At 43.4% G+C, this 16,661-nt stretch carries 13 protein-coding genes; 2 read left to right on the top strand and 11 right to left on the bottom strand.

Going from position 1 to position 16,661, the window contains the following annotated elements; translation table 11 throughout:
- Positions 1–58: 58 nt before the first annotated feature.
- Entirely contained in the window at positions 59–1,375 is a 1,317-nt protein-coding gene (locus tag ACUJFL_RS14590; RefSeq protein ID WP_445427872.1) for a Na+/H+ antiporter NhaC family protein, read from the top strand.
- Here ACUJFL_RS14590 and ACUJFL_RS14595 read toward each other — a convergent pair.
- The 7 genes from ACUJFL_RS14595 to dnaK all read right to left on the bottom strand — a co-directional run bounded on the left by ACUJFL_RS14595 (position 1,372) and on the right by dnaK (position 8,346).
- Positions 1,372–2,475 (bottom strand): nucleotidyltransferase family protein, encoded by a 1,104-nt coding sequence (locus ACUJFL_RS14595; RefSeq protein WP_445427873.1) that lies wholly within the window; start codon positions 2,473–2,475, stop codon positions 1,372–1,374. The two genes, ACUJFL_RS14590 and ACUJFL_RS14595, sit on opposite strands and share 4 nt — an antisense overlap.
- A gap of 1 nt (position 2,476) precedes the next feature.
- Positions 2,477–3,334, bottom strand: a complete 858-nt coding sequence (locus tag ACUJFL_RS14600; protein ID WP_445427874.1) for an HprK-related kinase A — start codon at positions 3,332–3,334, stop codon at positions 2,477–2,479.
- A complete protein-coding gene (locus tag ACUJFL_RS14605; RefSeq protein WP_445427875.1) occupies positions 3,331–3,567 on the bottom strand; it encodes a hypothetical protein in 237 nt (78 codons plus the stop codon). Before ACUJFL_RS14605 ends, ACUJFL_RS14600 begins: the two co-directional genes overlap by 4 nt.
- Positions 3,568–3,576: 9 nt before the next feature.
- Entirely contained in the window at positions 3,577–4,161 is a 585-nt protein-coding gene (locus tag ACUJFL_RS14610; RefSeq protein ID WP_445427876.1) for a hypothetical protein, read from the bottom strand.
- 167 nt (positions 4,162–4,328) lie between these two features.
- The gene (locus ACUJFL_RS14615) at positions 4,329–5,141 is read right to left on the bottom strand and encodes a M48 family metallopeptidase (RefSeq protein WP_445427877.1); all 813 of its coding nucleotides are present in this window, start codon (positions 5,139–5,141) and stop codon (positions 4,329–4,331) included.
- A gap of 102 nt (positions 5,142–5,243) precedes the next feature.
- Positions 5,244–6,374, bottom strand: a complete 1,131-nt coding sequence (gene dnaJ / locus ACUJFL_RS14620) for a molecular chaperone DnaJ (RefSeq protein WP_445427878.1) — start codon at positions 6,372–6,374, stop codon at positions 5,244–5,246.
- A 64-nt stretch (positions 6,375–6,438) separates the two neighbouring features.
- On the bottom strand, positions 6,439–8,346 hold the full coding sequence (gene dnaK / locus ACUJFL_RS14625; RefSeq protein WP_226751186.1) for a molecular chaperone DnaK: 1,908 nt from the start codon (positions 8,344–8,346) through the stop codon (positions 6,439–6,441).
- 210 nt (positions 8,347–8,556) lie between these two features.
- On the opposite strand from dnaK, the gene luxS reads away from it, so the two are divergent.
- The gene (luxS, locus tag ACUJFL_RS14630; RefSeq protein WP_226751185.1) at positions 8,557–9,066 is read left to right on the top strand and encodes an S-ribosylhomocysteine lyase; all 510 of its coding nucleotides are present in this window, start codon (positions 8,557–8,559) and stop codon (positions 9,064–9,066) included.
- Positions 9,067–9,160: 94 nt separating this feature from the next.
- On the opposite strand, the gene ACUJFL_RS14635 is transcribed toward luxS, so the two are convergent.
- Genes ACUJFL_RS14635 through ACUJFL_RS14650 form a run of 4 tightly spaced genes read right to left on the bottom strand, consistent with a single transcriptional unit; the run spans position 9,161 to position 16,459 of the window.
- A complete protein-coding gene (locus tag ACUJFL_RS14635; protein ID WP_445427879.1) occupies positions 9,161–10,801 on the bottom strand; it encodes a diguanylate cyclase in 1,641 nt (546 codons plus the stop codon).
- Positions 10,794–13,580, bottom strand: coding sequence for a PAS domain-containing protein (locus ACUJFL_RS14640; RefSeq protein ID WP_445427880.1), 2,787 nt, complete (start codon positions 13,578–13,580; stop codon positions 10,794–10,796). The genes ACUJFL_RS14635 and ACUJFL_RS14640 overlap by 8 nt, the downstream gene beginning before the upstream one ends.
- Positions 13,581–13,597: 17 nt before the next feature.
- Complete coding sequence (locus ACUJFL_RS14645) at positions 13,598–16,015, bottom strand: ATP-binding protein (protein WP_445427881.1); 2,418 nt, start codon at positions 16,013–16,015, stop codon at positions 13,598–13,600.
- 54 nt (positions 16,016–16,069) lie between these two features.
- Positions 16,070–16,459, bottom strand: coding sequence for a response regulator (locus tag ACUJFL_RS14650; protein WP_445427882.1), 390 nt, complete (start codon positions 16,457–16,459; stop codon positions 16,070–16,072).
- Positions 16,460–16,661: the final 202 nt, after the last annotated feature.

A 16,661-nucleotide genomic window follows, 5' to 3' on the forward strand; every position in this document is an offset into this window, starting at 1 on the left:
CATTGACAAGACGTCTGGCCATCTATATATTGCGCAGCCATTTTATGAGGTCGCTAAATTGAATACTGTTGCCACTGTTGGCGCGCGCCGTTCGCTGCTGCCATTACTGTTTTTTATTCTGCTGTTTCTCGGAAGCGGCTTGTATTTCCAAAGCCAAAACGTCGATTATGCGTTCTATCAATTGCCTGGGCATGTTGCCATTATTCCCGCGTTAATTTTAGCTATTTGGTTGCATCGCGCGCCGTTAACCCAATCAATTGAGGTGATGGTTAAGGGGGCGGGTAATCATAATATTATTACCATGTGCTTAATCTATCTGCTTGCCGGTGCTTTTGCTAGTGTGGCAACAGCCACTGGCGGGGTTGATGCGGTGGTTAATGCCGGTCTCAGTGTGATCCCTGCCCAATTTTTATTACCCGGTTTATTTATTATTGCAGCACTGGTTTCCACCGCGATGGGCACGTCGATGGGTACGATAGGCGCTTTGGCACCAATTGCCGTTGGCTTAGCCAACCAAGCGGATTTAGAGCCAGCTTTGGTAGCCGGTGTGTTACTCAGCGGCGCCATGTTTGGCGATAACCTGTCGATTATCTCAGACACCACCATTGCCGCAACTCGCACGCAAGGTGCCAAGATGGCGGACAAATTTAAAGAGAACATTAAAATTGCCCTACCAGCCGCGTTTTGTACCCTCATCGCTTTTAGCCTAATGACAACCGAACCCACAGCCATTGTGAGCGAAACGGTTAATTGGACTGGCGTGCTGCCCTATGCCGCCATCTTATTGTTGGCCGTAATGGGGCTGAATGTGTTTGTTGTGCTACTGCTGGGTATTTTACTGGCTGCTTTGCAAGGGAGTATTTTTGCAGATTACGCGATTAGCGGTTTAGGTACCGATATTGCTACCGGTTTTGCTAACGTGCAGGAAATTTTCTTACTGGCGATGTTAGTAAGTGCCTTGAGTGAGTTCATCAATCAGCAAGGTGGCTTACAGTGGATTTCGTCACAAATACAGAAGTTAACTTCAAATATTAAACTGGCCGGCAACAAAGCCCAGCAATTGGCGATTGCCGCTTTAGCCTTTATCAGTAACTTGTGTATTGCTAACAACACGGTGGCGATCGTATTAACGGGTGATGTGAGCCGCAATTTAGCAAAGCAGCACCAGATCACCCCGAAACGCAGCGCGAGCTTATTGGATATCTTTGCTTGTATCAGTCAGGGCTTGGTACCCTATGGTGCGCAGGCGTTGCTGTTAGGTGCGAGCTTTAGCATTTCACCATGGCAGGTCATTACTTATAATTACTACTGTATGTTACTTTTCATCGTGGCACTGGGTGTAATAGTGCTGCGTCGCTCCTCTCAAAGCGCTTAATTCTTTTTCGGGCTAAACTGATGCTTACCAAAAATGGCATCTCTTAGCCCGAAGAAACTTTTCATCGTTAAATGCCCGAGCAAAATGTGCAATGGCATTTTTAAAAAGTGGCCGCGGACAAAGGCAAAAAATACCGCAAGCTTTTGTTTCTTAGAGGTCGTTAACGGATGTTTGGGTAATAATGTGTAACCGAAAATAAAATCGAGCAAGCGCATGCGCCAAGCCGCAGGTTGGCCATTTTCCAGTTGCTGACAGACCCAGCAAGGAACCGCTGTTTGCAACAACTGCTGACAATAACGCACTGCGAGCATAAGCTCGAACTGGAAACCCGTTTCAGCGCTAAGTTTGAGGATTTCGGTCCAATCTTCTTCACTAAAATCACTAAACAACAGATGCAAATCGGTCAGGTCACGAAAAGCGTTTTTAAAGGTTTCATTAAAAAACAGGTGAATCAAACTATGCAAAGTTATCGCAGGCAAATCCAACACCGCATAGCCTTGATCAGTCGTGATAACATGCCGTTCGAAAGCAGCGATGTTTGGGGCGCGCCCCGACACTAAAGGAACTAGGTTGTGATGGATATCTAATACGGTGCCACGTGCATGATGCCGCACAGGTGGGATCTCATGCGTCCAATTTCGATAATAATGCTCATCATAAGCGGAAATAGGCTCTCCCAAATAACCAAATAATGCTAAACGTTGTTCAATCGCCATAATATTTTGCTTAGGTACGAGCAGATCAATATCGCTAAACGTCCTGCCAAGACCAGGTTTTAGATTAGGCTGCAGCGCATAAGCAGCACCTTTTAAGAATACGGGGGTGACATTTAATGGTGCCATCAAAGCCGTGAGCTCTGCTGCCTCAGTATCAATTTGGCGGTACTGTTTATCTGCAAGGATCTCGGCATTGCGTAAATGGTGCTGCGCGTATTGGGATAAATTTGTAAACATCCCAGCGCTTTTGAAGCGATAGCTATAACGTGCAAGTAATTGCTGATGGCGCAGCACCAAAACAACGTTTACCCATTGTTCAGTGCTTAGCTGCAATGCCGATTCGGGGTTGATAAACAACTGGCACAATAACTGATTAAGCGACAATTTATAACAACTCCTGCTCTAAAAATTTTGCTACCTCTGATACATCGTTATAACGAACTTCAAATACAGGAACTTGCTCCATAATAGCCGACAAGGTATCAAAACCCTCTGTACCAATAACACCATAATTAAACGCATTGGTTGCAAGCTGCATAAAGCCTTGTGTTTGATTAAGCTTATAAATATCTAATTCTGTGTCATCGGTATAACAGGGAAAAACAACGCCAACAATTTCCGCAGGAATCGTTGCAGCCTGCCAGCTTTCAACTGGTGGAGATAAATGAATCACATCGCCCTTATGTGTTCCCTTTGCAACGCTAGAAAACACTGCATTAGGAAACCAGCTTTGCGCTAATGTTATAGAACGATTTTTCAGACAGATTGGCCGAACAAAGGGTTGAACAGTTCGCGTGCGAGGTAATATCAGCGCCATCTCATCGGATAACAACCGCCAACCATTAAAAGCTAAATACGCAGTTAACGTACTTTTACCAGAGCCAGGTGGGGCTGGGAACAAAATCGCTTTATTGTTTTTTGCTAACACCGCTGAGTGTATAACAACATATTGCATTTCATTACAGGCAACAGTCCAGTTCATTCCCCATTCCAGCATGGCAAAAGCCTGTTGTGATTGCAGAGGTTGAAAGGGTTCTAGCTGATCAGAAAAAAAACGAGCCTGAGGTTTTAAAAAACGCCTTATACCAGATGAATGGCACACTCTTAATTGATAATCTGGTAACTGTTCAGTATTAAACACCGCATGCTGATAAATATGTTTTAGATTGTCGAGAACAAGCGATAAGTCAGTTTCAATGTTAAAGCAAAACGGAGGTAAGAGTAATCGGTTAGCGGTTTTCATTTATCAGAATTATTACAGCTAATTGGGAAATCAATAACTTTAACCAGTTCTTTTAATGCGTTGGCATCGGATAAAAGCGCGTGCTCATTAGCTAGAATCCGAGCCATATCTGCAGCATCAAAACCTAAACCTAAAGTTTCACCGGTATTAATATTAAAAAAAACAGTACCAGAACGATCAGAGAAACTATGATAGATAATATTTCTTTTTAGTCGTAAAGGTAAGTTTGGCACTATTCACCATTAAACATGAAAATCATCAACCATTTTGGACAATGCGGTTCCCGTACCCACTGGATTCATCAAAGCCTCTTGGTATAAATAACTCGCAAAACTTTGTAATGTTTTAAATTGTTTATCATAACCAACAACTGGGAAAGATATTCCGTGAGCCGTGCTTCTCGAGTTATAGCAGTAGCAAGCATTCAAATAAATACAAACTAAAAAATAATTCACGTTAGATGGACCACCCAAACCTTTCTTAGGGCTTTCACCTGGGTTGTTTAATACGTCTTGTAATGTCCAAATAGTTGTTTTCTTTGTTGCAGGAGAAACAGGATTACCACCAAAGATGTCTCTAAATTTAGCACTATTATAATTTTTAGCAGAATTCTTAAAATAGCCAGGTGAACGTAACGCAAAATTAACGGTGTCTCCCATATCAGAGCCATTGCTAGAAACAACAATTGAACCTGTTACACCTGGAGTTCTTGCCCAAACCGACTTACCAGGTATAGATGCAATAACCAAACCGGCACCGGTACGGGTGAGAAATTTACGACGACTGACTTTTGCATCGTGTTGATCTTTCGGGTTGTTTCCTTGCATATAAACCTTCCTACAACAAGTTGAATTCTATGAGCTTACCACTAAACATGCAATTTGCGCACCATAAATACAGATGTCTGATTTTTATGGGGTTGTTTTAAACCCAATATTAATACTATCGGGTTAGTGTAAAAAAAAACTGACATTATTTAATTAGAATTACCTATCTATAATTTAGCCGGTTTGCGGCAACTTGGCAAATTCCCAGCCGCTTTACGTTGTGTGAAAGCGCTAGTGGCCGTTGGCATCATCTCTTTCAACGTGGTAATACGCGTTTCGGGTACAGGGTGGCTCGACAAAAATTGTGGGCCAGCAGGGCCACTGGCCTTCGCCATATTGCGCCATAAGTTAACCGCTTCGCTTGGGTCAAAACCTGCTTTTGCCATTAATTCGAGGCCAATTATATCAGATTCTGTTTCATGAGCTCGGCTAAACGGTAAGGCTACGCCTAATTGTGCACCAACTCCTAATGCTGCCATTAATTCTTGCTGATATTGCACGCCGTAGGCTTTAGAGCCGGCATCGCCTAAAGCTAGGGCCATTTGTAAGAATTGATTAGTAGAAAGCCGTTCATTACTGTGCCCTGCCATCACGTGCGCAATCTCATGCCCCACTACTGCAGCTAATTGTGCTGGTGTTTCTGCCACTTTTAACAAGCCGGTATAAACGCCAATCTTACCACCGGGTAACGCAAAGGCATTCACTTGTTCGCTATCAAAAACCACAATTTCCCAGCTTTGCTGCTGGTATTCATCAGGAGTCACTTTCAGTAAGGCATTGCTGACACATAACACGTAGCGATTAATTTCAGCATCGTTGCTGATTTTTTCCACCGCTTTCATTTCTTCGAAGGTTTGTGCACCCATGGTGCTTAATTGCTGGTTATCGTACAGCATCACTTGACGACGTCCGGTCGGTGACTCAGCACAGGCCACCAATAACACGGTACAAATGGCTGACACCCATAATTTCTTTATCATCTTAAATCCTTTTGCAAACTCATCGAACACATTTGACCAGTTTACTCTGCTGGCATAAAAAAACCACCCGATTATGGGTGGTTTATTTTTTTACTTAAGAAATTAATTAGTTAAATCATCAAAAAACTTCTTCACACCATCGAAGAACCCTTTTGACTTCGGCCGATGCTTGGCTTCACTGTCGCCAGCCATGCTATCGTCTAATTGTCTTAGTAGCTCTTTTTGCCGCTCAGATAAATTCACTGGCGTTTCGATCACCACTTTACACACTAAATCACCGACACCCCCACCACGCACTGATTGCACGCCCTTGCCACGTAGGCGGAACATTTTCTCAGTTTGTGTTTCAGCTGGGATCTTTAATTTAACCCGGCCATCTAAGGTCGGCACATCAATTTCACCACCTAAAGCTGCGGTTGCAAAGCTTAACGGCACATCACAATACAGGTTGTTACCATCACGCTGGAAAATGGCGTGTTGCTTAACGCTAACCTGCACATACAAATCACCCGCCGGAGCGCCATGCATGCCTGCTTCGCCTTCGCCGGTTAAACGAATACGGTCACCGGTATCTACACCCGCAGGGATTTTAACTGCCAGCGTTTTGGTTTTTTCAATGCGGCCTTCACCATGACATTTGTTGCAAGGATCAGGAATAATCTTGCCACGACCACTACAAGTAGGACAGGTTTGTTGTACCGCGAAAAAGCCTTGGCGCATCGTCACTTGGCCAGCACCATGACAGGTTGGGCAGTTCTTGGCTGAAGTACCTTTTTTGGCACCTGAACCATCACAGCTATCACAACCGACCATCGTCGGCACTTTAATGTCGACTGATTTACCTTTAACGGCTTCTTCTAATGTCAGTTCTAAGTTATAACGAAGATCTGAGCCGCGCTGAGCCCGTGATTGACCGCGACGGCCACCGCCTCCGAAGATATCACCGAACACGTCGCCGAAAATATCACCAAAGTCAGCATTGCCGCCACCACCCGCACCACGATTCGGATCTACCCCGGCATGGCCGAAGCGATCATAGGCGGCTTTTTTCTGGTCGTCAGACAAAATCTCATAGGCTTCTTGCACTTCTTTAAACTTCTCTTCCATGGCTTTATCACCCTGAGTGCGATCGGGGTGAAATTTCATGGCGAGGCGTTTATAAGCCTTTTTGATCTCTTTATCATCGGCGCCTTTAGCGACACCTAATACTTCATAATAGTCACGCTTGGACATAGATCTGTGCTTAATTCTCAGTAAAAGGGCTACAGATTATGCTGCAGCCCGATATGGGTGATAATTACTTCTTGTCGTCTTTAACTTCTTCAAACTCAGCGTCAACAACATCATCGCCACCAGACTGCTGAGCAGTTTCTTCACCACCCTGCTGACCTTTAGCTTGTGCTGCTTCCATCAGTTTTTGCGAAGCTTGTAACAAGGCCTGGGTTTTCGCTTCGATGTCAGCTTTATCGCTGCCTTTCATCGCTTTTTCCAGATCGGTAATCGCGTTCTCGATAGCTTCTTTATCATTGGCAGCTAAGGCAGAACCGGCTTCTTCCAGCTGTTTGCGGGTAGAGTGTACCATAGCATCGGCTTGGTTACGTGCCTGCACCATTTCTTCGAACTTTTTATCTTCTTCAGCATTCGCTTCGGCATCACGCACCATTTTATCAATTTCTTCTTCACTTAAACCTGAAGAAGCTTTGATGGTGATCTTTTGCTCTTTACCGGTGTCTTTATCTTTCGCCGATACGTGTAAAATACCGTCCGCATCTAAATCGAAAGTCACTTCAATTTGTGGCTCGCCACGACGACCTGGGCGGATACCTTCTAAGTTAAATTGCCCCAGAGATTTGTTATCTGAAGCGCGTTTACGCTCACCTTGAATCACATGGATCGTTACGGCAGATTGGTTATCATCAGCCGTTGAGAACACTTGCGACTTTTTGGTCGGGATAGTGGTGTTTTTCTCAATCAGTGCTGTCATCACGCTACCCATGGTCTCGATACCCAGTGATAACGGGGTAACATCCAGTAATAAAACGTCTTTAACATCACCTGACAGCACCGCACCTTGAATGGCCGCACCAACCGCAACGGCTTCATCTGGGTTAACGTCTTTACGAGGCTCTTTACCGAAGAAAGCGGTAACGGCTTCTTGTACTTTCGGCATACGCGTTTGACCACCAACAAGAATAATCTCGTTGATCTCGCTGACGCTTAAATCGGCATCAGCAAGCGCCTTTTTCAATGGCTCTAGGGTGCGTTGTACTAAATCTTCAACCAAAGATTCTAACTTAGCACGAGTCACTTTAATGTTCAGGTGTTTTGGACCCGAGGCATCTGCAGTGATGTACGGTAAGTTAACTTCAGTTTGTGAAGCAGATGACAGCTCAATCTTAGCTTTTTCTGCTGCTTCTTTTAAACGTTGCATGGCTAAAGGATCATTACGTAAATCCATGCCTTGCTCTTTCTTAAACTCTTCAACTAAGTAGTTGATTACGCGGTTATCAAAGTCTTCACCACCTAAGTGAGTATCACCGTTAGTCGCTAATACTTCAAACGTTTGCTCGCCATCAACATCATCAATTTCAATAATAGAGATATCGAAAGTACCGCCACCTAAGTCATATACTGCAACTTTGGTATCGCCTTTCTTTTTATCCATACCGTAGGCTAATGCCGCAGCTGTCGGTTCGTTGATAATACGTTTAACGTCTAAACCTGCGATACGGCCAGCATCTTTCGTGGCTTGACGCTGCGCGTCGTTGAAATAGGCTGGAACCGTAATAACGGCGGCAGTAACCGCTTCACCAAGATAATCTTCAGCGGTTTTCTTCATTTTTTTCAAGATTTCAGCTGAAATTTGTGGCGCAGCTAATTTTCGGTCTTTTACTTCAACCCAAGCGTCACCATTGTCTGCTTTAACAATTTTGAACGGCATGATTTTGATGTCGCGTTGTACTTCTTCGTCTTCAAAACGACGACCGATTAAACGCTTGATTGCATATAGAGTATTTTTAGGGTTTGTCACCGCTTGACGTTTTGCTGGTTGCCCCACTAAAACTTCACCATCTTCTGCATAAGCAATGATGGATGGCGTAGTACGAGCGCCTTCAGCATTCTCTAATACTCTTGGCTTATCGCCATCTAAAATAGCCACACAAGAGTTGGTTGTACCCAAGTCAATACCAATAATTCTACCCATAATTTCTCTCCACCTAATATTCTGAACAATGTATCGTTGCGATGGTAAATTAGTGGGGATTAGCCCTGTTCTATTCAAGGTTATCAACGTGATTTTTTTTGATTTTGTCTCAGTTAAATGACTTTAACGCGGCTTTTGTTGAAAAGCGGTTAACTTAAACCACCGCTCAGGGCTATAATCGACCAACACTTTTTTTAAATAGGATCCGCTATGCCATTACTTGATAGCTTTACCGTAGACCATACCATTATGCGAGCGCCTGCCGTTCGGGTTGCGAAGAAGATGAACACGCCTAAGGGGGACGCAATCACCGTTTATGATTTACGTTTTTGTGTACCGAACGAAGAGATCTTATCTGAGAAAGGTATTCACACTTTAGAACACTTATTTGCTGGTTTTATGCGAGATCACCTAAACAGTGCTGACGTTGAGATTATTGATATCTCGCCAATGGGCTGCCGCACCGGTTTTTACATGAGCTTAATTGGTACGCCAGATGAGCAACGTGTAGGCCAAGCTTGGCAAGCCGCGATGACGGATGTGTTACATGTTGCCAGTCAAAAAGATATTCCAGAATTAAATATCTATCAATGTGGCACTGCGCAGATGCATTCATTAGACGAAGCCAAGCAAATCGCACAAAACATTTTAACTCGCGGTGTGGGTGTTAACCGTAATGATGAATTAGCACTACCCGCTGAAGTACTCAGCAAATTATAATTGTATCGCTCACAAAAAGGTCAGCTTGCTGTCATACAGAACAGTTAACGTGTTTAGCATGACTGCTTGCTGCCCTATTGTAGAGTTTTTAATGTTAATCATCCTCAGCAACACAAATGCGATTTCGGCCCGTTTCTTTTGCGTGATATAGCGCATTATCCGCAGCAACGATCATCTTTGCCGCATCAGTAAAAGGCTGGTTACTGGTTGAAACCACGCCCGCAGAGAAAGTACAGCTAAAGGTGTTATCCTCAGCCGTAAACTTTAACTTTCTAAACGCATCGAGAATACTTTCAGTTATTTTTTTGGCTTCTTCGGCACCGCAATCGGGTAACACCAGTAAAAACTCTTCACCACCATAGCGACCGGCGCGATCCGTTTTACGGATACGTTTGCGTAATAATGTTGCCAAGGCCGAAATAACCATATCACCAATGGCATGACCATAATTATCATTTACCGATTTAAACAAATCGATATCAACCATCACAACACTAAGCGGTTGCTGTTCACGCCGAGTACGATCTAATTCTATATCCACAGCACTTTTAATCGAGCTGTGTTTAATTAAGCCTGTTAAACCATCTTTTTCAATTAAGTTTTTAATCTGAATACTGCGTGCTAACCGCACTTTTATTGCTTGTGTTAACTGCGAGTCGTCAATCGGCTTGGTTAAAAAATCATCTGCCCCATGTGCCATGGCGCGCAACTGAAGGGATTTGTTCACCTCTGAAGAGAGATAAACAATAGGTATACGCTTCAAAGAGGGATATTGCCGAATCAGCCCTGCCAGTTCAGCGCCAGAAATCTCTGGCATGTAAATATCCATTAAAACTAGATCAGGCTGAAAGCGCATTAACTCGTTCACAATATCGCGGACATTACTGACAATCGCTGTTTCAATACCGACATTTTGCAAAACCAAAGCGTAATGTTCAGCCAGTAAGGTATCATCATCAACAATAAATACCCGGCCAAAACTGCCAGCGTGAGTTTCAAGTAACTCAGTAATGGTAGAAATACAGCTAGGTATATCTAAAGGTGCGACAAAAAAGGCATCGGCACGCTGTTGTGCTGCTTTAATACGTAAATCAAAATTATCCTTAGCAGATAAAACCAGCAAACGCGCATGCTTTTTAACTAACTGGTCTAAAAGTAGCGTCTGCTCAAACAACAGGCTGCCATCAGCTAAAGATATGGCTGACAACAAAATAGTCGGTGCGGTATTTTGCAGCCGTTGTAAACATTCATCAAAAGCATTAAATAGCTCAACTTGCATCCCAAATGCGGTCAACTGCTGGCTAAATTCATCAATAATGGTTTTAGAATCGAGAATTAACCAAATGGTGTTCGGTTGCAATATTATTGGATCAGTAATGCCTAATTCACTGTATTTATTGCGTAAAGCTTTGTCTACAGCAATTCCGAACTCTAATACCGCGCGCTTTAACGAGGGTATGACTTGCTGTTGATCAACATCCGTTTTGTTAATAATAATTAAGGTTAATTGTTCAATTTGCCGGGCTTGTATACCTAAACTGGCGTATCCAAAGGTACCGCAAGCACCTGCCAATTTATGTGCTTCTGCCATGAGCTGTGTTAAAGGCTCTTTGCTGACATCGGCTTTTGCAAGCTTTGCCATACGCGCTAATCGTTCTGGCAAACCGTGCTCAAAACGCTGTCGCAACTGCGCAAACGCTTCAGACGGCGATCGTTTAGCAGGGGTACTATTCATCAGGATCTTCCTGTACAACAGAGATAAAATCAGGTTTTTGACAATATGGTAACACAAAACGGAAGGTGCTGCCCTCTGCAAGAACAGAGTCAAAGCTAATGGTTCCCTGCATTTGCTCAATTAATTCTTTGCAAATGGCTAAACCTAAGCCGGTTCCGCCGGTTTGTCGATTATTGGAACCATCCGCTTGAGCAAAACGTTCAAACACGCGATGTGTAAATTCAGGGCCTATTCCAATACCGTGATCCGTGATCGAGATTTGCACTTTGTCACCCAAATGCTCAGCGTTAATGGCCACTGTACCCTCAGGGTGTGAAAATTTAACGGCATTAGAGATCAAATTAGTCAGTACTTGTTGTAAACGCATGGCATCGGCTAACACACACAGACGGTCATCACATTGCTCAATATTTAAGGTGATTTTATATTGCTCAGCGTAAAGTAATAAATTTTCCAGTGCCTGCTGCAGTTCTGTTGCAACATGCAAAGGTTGGATATTAAGCTGTACCTTACCCGCAGTTAACTTTTCAATGTCAAGTAAGTCATTAATTAAGTTAGATAAACGCCCGGTATTACTGGACGCAATTTGCAACATCTTTTGCATCTTATCGGAAATTTGATCCCTGGCGCCAGCATTTAATAAACTTAACGCCCCTTTAATCGCCGTCAGAGGGGTGCGTAATTCATGGCTTACCGTCGCTATAAATTCATCTTTAAGTTGTTGTAATATCATTCGTTCAGTAACATCTTGCACCGAACCTACCAACAATTTTTCGGGGTTTTCGGTCAGTGGCAACAATTTAGCCACTCCATGCACCCAGCGAATAGTGCCGTCTGGGCGAATAATGCGATGGATAACATCATGCACGCCCGTTTCTTGCGCCATTAGCTCACTTTGTTCCAGTAACTGACGATCATCCGGATGCACAATACTTTTAAACAAGGCTATGCTCGGCTTGATATCTTGCTCATCAAAACCAAATATTTGATAAATCATCGGTGACCACCATAACTCACCGCTAACTAGTGATGCCTGCCAAAAACCGATAGCGGCATTTTTACTTGCACTATCAAGCCGTTGCTGAGCCATTTTTAATTCACGATTCACCTGTTCTAACTGCAAATAGTATTGTTTGATGGTGGTGATATCTTGAATATAGCCATGCCACAACGTACTGCCATCTGGCATGGCTTCTGGCTGAGACGAACCGGATAACCAAATTATGGACTTATCTTCATTGATCACGCGATACTCATGATACCATTCAGCTAGAGTTAGCCTCGATTGTTCAATACTCTCTACTAAACCGGTTAAATCCTCTGGATGAATTTTAGCAAACGCCATTGATGCATCTTTTTTTAACTGCTCCAAAGAAATACCATAGACTCGCTCCATCGCATTACTTGCATAAGGAAACGCCACACGACCATCTGGCCACTGCTGATACTGGTATACCGCGCCGGGTAATTGTGATGCTAAAGCGGACAACTTGTGCTTAGCGAGCTTTTCTTCAGAGATATCCAAAATAAAACCATCGAGAAAACGCACCTTGCCATCTTCGGCGTAATCGGCTTTGCCACGCTCTTCCACCCAATGGATCTCACCGTTTTTGTGTATAACACGGTACTGCAATCGCCAGCTTTGCTGCTCTGCCACTGCTTGGTCCACGGCCTTTTCTAACCAGGCACGATCTTCAGGATGGATTACACTGGCATAAGTACGTACCTTGTTGTTAATAAAGTCACTGGCTGGATAACCCGAAACCGGATCAATACTGCCGCTCATGAACAGCATGGTCCAGTTTTTATCTACCATACATCGATAAGTAATACCGGGAATATTCGATACCAACGCTTGAAACTGATCTCGGCTAGCTTTTATTTCTAATTCTGCCTGTTTTTGGGCAGTAATATCAGCATGGGTACCATACATCATTAATGGCTTGCCATCATCCGTCCAAGAGATTACCCGACCACGGTCATGCACCCAAATCCAATCGCCGGTTCGGTGTCGAATTCGACATTTACAATCATAAAAGGCTGACTCGCCGCGAAAATGCTGTTCTAACAGTCTGTTAGACTGTTCAACATCCTCAGGGTGTGCAAGATCAAACCAGGTAGAAATGGAAATAGGCGCTAACTCAGCTAAGGTGTACCCCGCCATTTCAGCCCAGCGTTCGTTAAACGTAGTTTCGCCGGTTTGAACATTCCACTGCCAAGTTCCTATACGCGTACCTTCTAATACCGAACGATACATTAATTCTCTTGCCGCAAGCTGTTCATGCGCATGCTCTTGCAGTCGATCATTAATTTCTTGTTCTATAAGCTCCGCAAACTGTTTGAGGCTTTGACGCTCTCGTTTTGATAAACGACGCGGTACCTCATCAATTAAACACAAGGTGCCAATACGTTCATTCGCTAAGGTTAATGGCGCGCCAGCATAAAAACGAATAAAAGGTGACGTTGTCACTAACGGATTATCATCAAATCGTGCATCTTGCTGCGCATCGTACACTTCGAAAACATCATCAGCTAAGATGGCATGGCCACAAAATGAAATATCCCGATGTGTTTCACACACATTTAAACCTTGGCGTGATTTCAGAAACTGACGTTCCCGATCAACCAATGAAATGAGCACAATTTTCACATCAAAACATTGCTGCACTAAACGCGTAATGCGATCAAACCTAGCCTCGGGATCGGTATCTAGCAGCTGTGTTTGCTGTAATATCTGTAATCGACGCTCTTCAGATAAAGGAATTTCTGGTTTTTGCATAATGCCTCGTTACAGCCTTAGCTAGTTTCATCATTTAAACAGGATCCTGGCTTAGCCAGCGCAAAGGCCAACCAGAAAGTACTACCAAGACCATATTGAGAATCAAAACCCACCTGCCCTCCCATCTTTTCTGTGAGTTCTTTTGTGATGGCTAACCCTAAACCTGTCCCACCTTTATTTCGATTACTCGAGGCATCGCCTTGGGCAAACTTCTCAAAAATACGTGATTTAAAATCATCCTTAATACCTTGTCCACGATCTATCACTTCAAGTCGAGCTTGATTATGCTCAGCGCTCAACACTAATTTAATTTCACCACCGTGCGGTGAGAATTTAATAGCATTGGATAACAGGTTAACAATAATTTGAATCAACCGCTCTGCATTAACATTAGCATAAACCGCTGGTGACAGAACCTCGATACGAAAACGAATTTGATATTCGTTAGCAAAACTCATCACTCCTTCGACTGCTTTCTCTAATAGTGGCTGTAATAGCTGTATCTGTAATGGCATAACAAACTTACCCGAGATTAACTTCTCGATATCCAGCAAATCATCAATCAATATTGTCAGTCGTTCGCAATTCTGCTCCGCTACCGTTAGCAGCTTTGTGGTTTTGCTATTTAATTCGCTTATTTTCCCAGAGTTAACCAAACGCAAAGAAGCATAAATTGCGGTTAAAGGGGTGCGAAGTTCATGACTTACCGTAGCAATAAACTCGTTCTTCAAACGTTCTGTCCGATGACGTTCTGACACATCACGCGCAATGCCAAGATAGCCGCTAATCTTACCTGAATGATCACGGATCACCGTTATCGTTAGGGATACCGGAATGGCTTGCCCAGACTTATGCAGGTAAGTCCATTCATGTGTTTCCGTTCCTTCTTGTTCGGCTTTAATTACAAAAGCACGAAAACCTTGTACCGGTTCAGCCAGCTCTGTATTAAGTTCTTTAACGCGGTTCATCACTTCTGAAGATTGATGCAAAATTTCTGGCGTTTGCTTTCCTACCAATTCCTCAGCTTGGTAGCCAAGCATTTTCTCTGCTCCAACACTGAAAAACTGAATAACACCGTTAGAATCAGTTGCAATAATCGAAAAATCGGATGCTGCCGATAAAATAGCATTTTGCTGGCTATTACTGTGTTGTAACGCCTCCGTTCGTTGAGTTACTTGTTGCTCTAACTCACATTGCGTTATACGGCTGCGTTGAAAGGCATCGTTTAAATGAGCACTCATCTGTGCCAAGGTATGCGATAAATTGCTGTACTCCAACACACGGCTTTGCGGCATAACGGTTTTTTGTTGCTGAGTAATATCAGCCTGTATGCGCTGACTTGCCACATCAATACGCCTCAAAGGTAAGCTGATCGCTTTACTGAGCAAAGCGCTGATCCCAATGGTAAGCCCTAAAAACAATACTAAACGCACAAATTGCTGCGCACTGTCTTGCTCTAATTGCGCAACAACACTTTTTGCGGGCTGCTCTATCACTAGCCAAAATTGGTCGTTTTGCCAACGCAAAGGATAAGTAAAAACATACCGACTTTTGCGCCAGCTTTGAATAGGGATGAGTTCTGAACTGGGTTGCCAGTGTTGAAAACCAGTAGTTAGTGAGTTCGCTGCATTGGCGGTAATCGTCTGGTTTTGCCCCATCAACTGAGTAAGCTGCTTTTTACTATCTAAGAGTGCCAGCGCGTAACCTCGATCAACAGGTAAACTCGTGGTGAGTTGTTGTAGCTCACTCGGCAACAAAGTTGAGCTGGGTTTTGGTATATGTTCTAGCTGCAATGCAATGACGGCAGAGATCTCTGCCATGCGTTCCACCACCGCTAGCTCGTATAACGCTTTTGATTTTTTAGCATCGAAAATGACGGGTAAACTTCCAGCGAGCAGGGTTGAACTGAGCAGGGTTAGAAAAACCAACTGCCCTAAACTGATTGCGGGTAAGGCAAGTTTTTTACTGAGTGTTTTGTTTAGTTGCATCATTGCAACCAGTACAGCCACAACCAAAGTATTAAAAATACCATTACTAATCTGCTTTAATGCAATCAGCACAGCGGTGTTTGAGGGAGCGTTAAGCACAAGCGCATAACAACCTATTATTACAGGCAACGCTAATAGCCAAAACTGCAAATCTAACAGAACTAAATTCGTCTGATTATTTTTACCATAGCGTAAACTTAACCAAAGTATTTCACTACTGAAAATAAACCAAGCAAAGGGATGCTGCCAGATCAGCACAGTTGCACTTGCAGCAATAATACCGACGACAATAGCCGCTTTTGTTCCAAGCAGTACCAGTGCCAAAACAGCAAAAACAGAGCCAAAAATAAAGTCTATGTCAAAAAAAAGCGGCAATCGTAAAAAATTAAAACCAAAGCCCAACAGCGATAAAAGCAGTATCAGCAACAATTGGGGTAATGTTGCCAACCTCAACCACCCTCGGGCGTGATGTTCAAATTTCATAACAACGTGTTTATTACCTTAGTTAGTGATCTGTGCTTGCTCAAACAACTGCTGCAATCTGTCGCCCAAAGCCATAGGTTCAAAGGGTTTATCGATCACGGCAATAGCTCCGGCATCCAGATAATGCTGCTTCTCAGCTTGTTGAATTTTTGCTGTCATAAAAACCACAGGTACATTCGCTAGCTCTGGAATAGCGCGCAATGCGGCTAAAGTTTGCATGCCGTCCATTTGAGGCATCATGACATCTAATAATATTAATTCTGGATTAAAACCACTTGCTTGAGCCACTGCACTTGCACCGCTGTCACAACTAAGCAGTTCGAAACCAGCAACATCAACCAAAGCGATTTCAGCTACCGCTCGAATCGACTCATCATCTTCTACATGCATTATCCGTTTTAATGCCATAAGAGCCTCACTTAATTTACCTGAAGACTTAACTTGTTTGGTAATTAGATTAAATACAAATCAATCCTAGCATACTCTAACAATAGCGCCTGTATAGCGCTTTTTGATCTTGCCGTGCTCAGCATGATTTCGAGTTTCGTCACTATTTTTGAGACAAACTAAAAAAACGCTATTTTTCTCATAGAACTTTGCTAAAGTTATT

This window comes from Alishewanella sp. HL-SH05 (assembly GCF_052655985.1).